Genomic DNA, 6435 nt, shown 5'->3' with positions numbered 1-6435 from the left:
CTGAACGCCAACAGCACCGTGCTCGACAATGTCACGCTGCCGATGAAGATCGCCGGCGTGGGTGCGGCCGAACGGAAGCGCCGCGGGCTCGCGGCGCTCGAACAGCTGGAACTCGCGGACAAGTCCAAGAACAAGGCGATGAACCTCTCCGGCGGGCAGAAGCAGCGTGCCGTCATCGCGCGCGCCCTGGTCAACAACCCGCGCATCATCTTCGCCGACGAGCCGACCGGCAACCTCGACTCGGTCACCGGGTCCGTGGTGGAAGACATCCTCTTCGACCTCAACCGGGATCACGGCATCACGCTCATCATCGTCACCCACGATGAGGAATTGGCGGCGCGGTGCGATCGGCAGTTGCGCATCCGCGACGGACTGCTCATCGACGACCCGAGCGAGGTGGCCGCGTGAAGACGACCGACCTGATCGCCTCCGCGGTCTCCAACACGTTCCGATCCAAGACCCGCACCATCCTGACGATCCTCTCGATCTTCATCGGCACGTTCACGCTCGCCATCACGAGCGGCCTCGGCACGGGGATCAACAACTACATCGACGACACCGTGAGCGGCGTCGGCGCCTCCGACGCGATGACCGTCACCAAGGCGAGCGAAAGCGCCCAAGAATTCTTGGGCGGCGACAGCGGACCGAACGAGTACGACCCCGATGCCATCTCGAGCGGCGTGTCGAACGGGCCCGGCGAGGGTGCCACCGTCGTTGCGTTGACCCCGGACGACATCGACGACCTCGCCGAGATCGAGGGCGTCGTCGAGGTCGAGGCACAACGGACGATTACGCCCGACTTCGTGCAGTTCGAGGACGGCACGCAGTACGAGGCGTACGTCGGGAGCCTGGTTGCCGACCAGACCACCGTGCTCGCCGACGGCAGCGAACCCGACAACACGGACGAGGCCGCGCAGGTCGCCATCCCGCAGTCCTACGTCGAGCCGCTGGGCTTCGACTCCGACGCGGATGCGATCGGCCAGACCGTGACGATCGGCATCACCGATGCGCTGCGCGACAGCCACGAAATCCAGGCGACCGTCGTCGGAGTGACGGAGGAAGCGCTGGCATCGCCCACGGGCTCCAGCATCCTCATCAATGAGGCGCTCAGCGATGAGCTGTTCGACGCGCAGAGCACCGGGCTCACCGAGGACGAAGCCAACCGCTACGCCCAGGCGACCGTCTGGTTCGCCGAGGACGCCACCGTCGACGACGTCGACGCGCTCAAGGATCTCCTGGCCGAGGAGGGCTACAGCGGCACCACGGTCGCCGATACGCTCGGCACGGTCACGAGTGTGATCGACGGCATCGTGCTGGTGTTGAACGCCTTCGCGATCATCGCGCTGCTCGCGGCCGCGTTCGGCATCGTCAACACGCTCTACATGTCGGTGCAGGAGCGCACCCGTGAGATTGGGCTGATGAAGGCGATGGGCATGGGCAGCGGGCGTGTGTTCAGCCTGTTCAGCCTCGAGGCGACCTTCATCGGATTCCTCGGCAGCGCAATCGGCGCGGTGGTCGCCATCGGGGCCGGCACCGCCCTCAGCTCGGTGCTCTCGGGCTCGCTGCTGGCCGACCTGCCCGGGCTTCAGCTCGTCGCATTCGACCCGGTGTCGATCGTGAGCATCATCGCGCTCGTCATGGCGATCGCGTTCCTCGCCGGGACACTCCCGGCGGCTCGCGCCGCGAAGGCCGATCCGGTCACGTCACTGCGCTACGAGTAGGCAGTTCCTCACCGGGGTGTCGGGCGTTCGCGCCCGGCACCCCGTTCTGCTGTACCCGGCTAGCCCTTCTTCGCGGCCGCCTTCGCCGCCTTCTTGTTCTCGCGCACGCGCTCGAGGCTCCCGCGATCGACGATGTCGGCCACCGAGTGGTGCGACCCCTCCTCGCCGTAGTGCCCGGCGGCCTCGCGCCAGCCCGGCGCCTCCACCCCGTACTGCTTGCCCAGCAGGGCCAGGAAGATGCGCGCCTTCTGTTCGCCGAAGCCCGGAAGCGCCTTCAGACGCTTCAGCACGGTCGCACCGTCGGGGGCGTCGCGCATCCACAGTGCTGCGGCGTCGCCGTCCCACTCGTCGACAAGGGTGACGCAGAGTTTCTGGATGCGCGCCGCCATCGAGCCGGGGAAGCGGTGCACAGCGGGGGTCTCGGCGCACAGCGCCGCGAAGCCATCCGGGTCGTGGGCGGCGATCGTGGCCGCATCAAAGCGCCGACCGTGCCGGGCCAGACGCTCGGTGAGCTTGTACGGGCCGGCGAACGCCGTCTCGAGCGCCACCTGCTGATCGAGCAGCATGCCGATCAGGAGCGCGAGCGGATCGGTGGAGAGCAGGTCGTCGGCGGCGGCGTCGCCGGTGATGTGGATCGCGGGGGTCATCCGCCCATGGTGCCACCCGGGGCGGAGCGTAGCCTGGAGAAATGAACGCGCCCGAGTCGCTCGGCTACACGGCCGCGCAGATCCGCGCCGCCGAGCGCCCGTTGCTGGAGGCCGGGGTGCCGCTGATGCGCCGCGCGGCGGCCGGGCTCGCTGGCGAGCTGACCCGGTTGCTCGCCGAGCGGACGTCCGATCGGCCCGCACGGGTGCTGCTGCTCGTCGGCTCCGGCGACAACGGCGGTGACACCCTGTTTGCCGGGGCCGAACTGGCGGCGGGCGGGGCGCACGTCGTCGCGCTGTCGACCGGGAGCCGCGTGCACGAGACCGGTGCCGCCGCGGCACGTGCCGCCGGGGTCGAGATCCTCAGTGAGGACGAGGCGGATGCGCGAGTTGCCGAGCTCGTCGGCGCGGCCGACGTGCTCGTCGACGGGATTCTCGGCATCGGGGGTGCGGGCTCCCCCGCGCTGCGGGGCCGAGCGCGCGAGATCGTGGCGCGCATCCGGCCGTTGTTGGAGGCGGAGAACGCGCCGCTCGTGGTGGCGGTGGATGTGCCGAGCGGCATCGACGCCGACGACGGTAGCCTGCCCGACCCGACGGTGCTCCCCGCCGACGTCACCGTCACGTTCGGCGCGCTCAAGGCGGGGCTGTTGCACTCCCCCGGCGCCGAACTCGCCGGCGAGCTGATCCTCATCGACATCGGGCTCAATCCGGACAGCCGGTCGAGCAGCGCGACTCCGAGCCGGTCGAGCAGCGCGGCCCCGAGCCGGTCGAGTAGCGCGACCCCGAGCCGGTCGAGTAGCGCGAAGCGCGTATCGAGACCCCAGGACGCCCGCGAATGACCCCCGTCCCCCGCGTCCACGCACACGTCCACGGCGTCGTCCAGGGCGTCGGTTTCCGCTGGGCCACCCGCGCCGAAGCCGAACGTCTCGGCCTGACCGGCTGGGTGCGCAACCTCCCCGACGGGTCCGTGGAGTGCGAGCTCGAGGGCGAACCCGACACCGTCGCCCGGATGCTCGACTGGCTGCGCGTCGGACCGTTCGGCGCCCGCGTCGACCGCGTGGACGAGCACGCCGTCGCGCCGACGGGTGCGACCGGGTTCGAGATCCGGCACCATTAGCCGGCACTGCCGTGACGACGAGGAGGTCGTTCATGACCACGGGGTTTCGAGACCGGGTCGACGCCGGTCACCGCCTTGCCGCGCACCTTCGTGAGCGCAACGACGCCAACCCGGTGGTGCTGGGGCTCCCCCGCGGCGGGGTCCCCGTCGCCGCCGAGGTCGCCACCGCGCTGGGCGCGCCGCTCGATGTGATTGTCGTGCGCAAGCTCGGCGTGCCGTACTCGCCGGAGGTGGCGATGGGCGCCATCGGCGAAGGCGGCGTGCGGATTCTGGATGCCGACCTCGTCCGCCGCGCCGGCGTCACCGATCGCGATGTCGCCGCCGTCGAACGCGCGGAACGCCGCACGCTCGATACCCGCGCGGCGCGGCTCCGGGGCGAGTTCGGTCGGCTCGAGCTGGAAGGTAAGACCGCGATCATCGTCGATGACGGCATCGCGACCGGCGCCACCGCATCCGCCGCCTGTCGGGTGGCCCGCGCGCTCGGTGCACGCCGGGTCGTTCTCGCCGCGCCGGTGGGTGGGCCCGATGCCGCCGCCCTCGTTCCCGATGCCGACGAGGTGATCTGCCTCCTCCAGCCTCGCGACTTCCACGCCGTCGGGGCCTTCTACCGCGACTTCGGCGCGGTCAGCGACTCCGAGGTGGTGGCGTTGCTCCGGGCGGGACGTCGCACCTAGCCTGCGAGCGCCTCCAACGTCCGTTCGCGGCTCAAGCTTCGGTCGCTCGGGTCGGTCTCGCGCGCGCCCGTGTTGGGCGACACCATGACTTCGTCGACGCCGAATCGCGCGGCGAGCGAACGCACGGCGGCGGCCGCCTCGGCCGGCGCATCGATGATCCAGCGCCCGCGCATCGCCTCGATCAGCTCACGCTGGGCGGGGCCGAGCTCGGCCCGTGCGGCCTGCTCCACCGTGTCGAGCGCGGTCAGCGGCTGCCCGGTGCGCAGCCGCGCCATGCTCAGCAGGCTCGGCAGGGCGAGCTCCTCCGCCTCGTCGCGGGTCTCGCCGACGGCGACGTTGACCGTCACGAAGGTACGCGGTGCGGCGCCGTGCTCGCTCGGACGGAAGCCGTTGCGATAGAGGTCGAGCGCACGTTCGGTGCCCTCGCCCGAGAAGTGGTGCGCGAAGACGTAGGGCAGCCCGAGCTTCGCGGCGAGCTGCGCCGAGAAGTCGCTCGACCCGAGCAGCCACACCTCGGGGACGCCCGCGGCGGCCGGCGTCGCGCGCACCGTGTAGTCACGATCGCCGAGCTGCAGTGAGGCACCGTCTCGGCGCAGCAGGGCGAGGATGTCGTTCACGTGCGAGGGGAACCGGTCGGCGTCGCTCGTCGGCCCGCTCGATCGCAGCAGCGCGGTGATCACCGGATCGCTTCCCGGGGCGCGCCCGAGACCCAGGTCGATCCGTCCCGGGGCCGCCGCCTCGAGGGTGGCGAACTGCTCGGCGACGACGAACGGCGCGTGGTTCGGCAGCATCACCCCACCGGACCCGAGCCGGATGCGCTGCGTGCGCCCCGCCGCGAGCGCGATCAGCACCGGCGGGGTCGTCGCCGCCACCGCGGGCATGTTGTGGTGTTCGGCGAACCAGTAGCGCCGGAAGCCGAGTTCGTCGGCGCGCTGGGCGAGGTGGAGCGAGGCGCCCACCGCATCCGCGGAGGTCTGGCCATGCCGCACGGGCACCAGGTCGAGCACGGAGAGGGCGGGCGGAGCAGTCATCATCGGGTGCAACCGCCGTACCCCTCGGCGCATTCCGCTACGGCGATGTCGGCCCGATCGTGGCGCCGAAGAAGGTCTCGATGCGGTGCCAGGCATCCGCCGCCGCCTCGGGGTTCGGGCCGAGCCCGAGGAAGCGCGTGAACAGCAGCCGGGCGGCGAGCGGACCGGAGTCGGCGTCGTTCATGAAGGCGTGCCCGGCCTCGGGGTACTCCTTCACGTCGTGCGGCACGTCGAGCCGCGTGAGTGCCGCGTCGAGTTTCTCGGCCGCGCCGCGCAAGGAGTTGTCACGAGCACCGAAGCTCGCCACGATCGGGCACGCCCCGCGCAGGTCGTCGTCGAGGTTCGTCGGCAACATGCCGTAGTTGGCCGCGGCGACCTCGAAGCCGCGCCCGCTGGCGGCGGCGAGTGCGAAGCCGCCACCCATGCAGAATCCCAGGATGCCGACCCGGCCCGTGCAGTCCCCGCGGGCGGCGAGCCACGACCTGGCGGTCTCGATGTCGACGAAGGCGCGCCCCTCCCCCGCGCGCAGCGCCCGGAAGGTCGCGGTGAGGCAGCGTCGGGCGCCGCCCTCGGCGAACAGGTCGGGCATGAGCACCAGGTAGCCGGCGGAGGTCAGCCGCTCGACCTGGCGGCGCATCACGTCGTTGATGCCGAACGCCTCGTGCACCATCACGACCGCGGGCCAGGGGCCGTCGCCCTCCGGGACACCCAACACGCCGGTCAGGCCGCGACTGCCGCCCGGCGTCTCGGGGAGGTCAGTGTCGGTGAGCGCCGCGGGCATGCTGTGAGGGTACGGGAGGTGGCGCATCCGTGACACACAAAACGGGCCGCCACCCGAAGGTGACGACCCGTCTCGTAAGAAGTTCGCGGAATCTATCGACGCAGACCCAGGCGCTCGATCAGCGAGCGGTAGCGCTCGATGTCGATGTCCTGGAGGTAGCCGAGCATGCGGCGACGCTGACCGACGAGAAGCAGCAGGCCACGACGCGAGTGGTGGTCGTGCTTGTGCTCCTTGAGGTGCTCGGTGAGGTCCTTGATGCGCTTGGTCATGAGAGCGACCTGCACTTCGGGGGATCCCGTGTCACCGGGCTGCGTTGCATACTCTTCGATGATCGCCTTCTTGGTCTCGTTGTCGAGTGCCATAGATGGGACCCCTTCCTCTCGTTGCGCGGCGCCCGTCACCGTATGTGTGGGCTCTCTTCATCCGCGGCCGTTCTGACGGCAACCTTGGGAGTTTAGCAGAGCGCG

At 70.7% G+C, this 6435-nt stretch carries 9 protein-coding genes; 5 read left to right on the top strand and 4 right to left on the bottom strand.

What is annotated here, in order from left to right:
- Together QZ258_RS02055 and QZ258_RS02050 are read left to right on the top strand one after the other, a co-directional pair.
- Nucleotides 1–408: ABC transporter ATP-binding protein (locus tag QZ258_RS02055; RefSeq protein WP_294178562.1), on the top strand; the 408-nt coding region annotated here is incomplete at its 5' end.
- Nucleotides 405–1721: an ABC transporter permease gene (locus tag QZ258_RS02050; RefSeq protein ID WP_294178560.1), complete on the top strand. Its 1317-nt coding sequence runs from the start codon at nt 405–407 to the stop codon at nt 1719–1721. The genes QZ258_RS02055 and QZ258_RS02050, both read left to right, overlap by 4 nt.
- 59 nt (nt 1722–1780) lie before the next feature.
- Here the strand turns inward: QZ258_RS02050 and QZ258_RS02045 are convergent, their stop codons facing one another.
- Nucleotides 1781–2368 carry an HhH-GPD-type base excision DNA repair protein gene (locus QZ258_RS02045; RefSeq protein ID WP_294178559.1) on the bottom strand — a complete coding sequence of 196 codons (588 nt, stop codon included), beginning with the start codon at nt 2366–2368 and terminating at the stop codon, nt 1781–1783.
- A gap of 41 nt (nt 2369–2409) precedes the next feature.
- Between QZ258_RS02045 and QZ258_RS02040 the strand changes: the two genes are divergently transcribed.
- The 3 genes from QZ258_RS02040 to QZ258_RS02030 are packed head-to-tail and all read left to right on the top strand — an operon-like array spanning nt 2410 to nt 4156.
- A complete protein-coding gene (locus QZ258_RS02040) occupies nt 2410–3204 on the top strand; it encodes an NAD(P)H-hydrate epimerase (protein WP_294178558.1) in 795 nt (264 codons plus the stop codon).
- Nucleotides 3201–3482: an acylphosphatase gene (locus tag QZ258_RS02035; protein WP_294178556.1), complete on the top strand. Its 282-nt coding sequence runs from the start codon at nt 3201–3203 to the stop codon at nt 3480–3482. Before QZ258_RS02040 ends, QZ258_RS02035 begins: the two co-directional genes overlap by 4 nt.
- Nucleotides 3483–3514: 32 nt before the next feature.
- Entirely contained in the window at nt 3515–4156 is a 642-nt protein-coding gene (locus QZ258_RS02030) for a phosphoribosyltransferase (protein WP_294178554.1), read from the top strand.
- Here QZ258_RS02030 and QZ258_RS02025 read toward each other — a convergent pair.
- The 3 genes from QZ258_RS02025 to rpsO form a co-directional block, all read right to left on the bottom strand.
- A complete protein-coding gene (locus QZ258_RS02025) occupies nt 4153–5190 on the bottom strand; it encodes an LLM class flavin-dependent oxidoreductase (protein ID WP_294178552.1) in 1038 nt (345 codons plus the stop codon). The genes QZ258_RS02030 and QZ258_RS02025 overlap by 4 nt on opposite strands.
- A 34-nt stretch (nt 5191–5224) precedes the next feature.
- Complete coding sequence (locus tag QZ258_RS02020; protein ID WP_294178551.1) at nt 5225–5968, bottom strand: dienelactone hydrolase family protein; 744 nt, start codon at nt 5966–5968, stop codon at nt 5225–5227.
- Between the two features lie 92 nt (nt 5969–6060).
- Nucleotides 6061–6330, bottom strand: a complete 270-nt coding sequence (rpsO, locus tag QZ258_RS02015; protein ID WP_294178546.1) for a 30S ribosomal protein S15 — start codon at nt 6328–6330, stop codon at nt 6061–6063.
- Nucleotides 6331–6435: the final 105 nt, after the last annotated feature.

This window comes from uncultured Schumannella sp. (assembly GCF_905479755.1).
GTDB lineage: Bacteria > Actinomycetota > Actinomycetes > Actinomycetales > Microbacteriaceae > DCRR01.
Note: the sequence above shows the minus strand (reverse complement) of the source record. Positions and strands in the feature narration are given on the sequence as shown.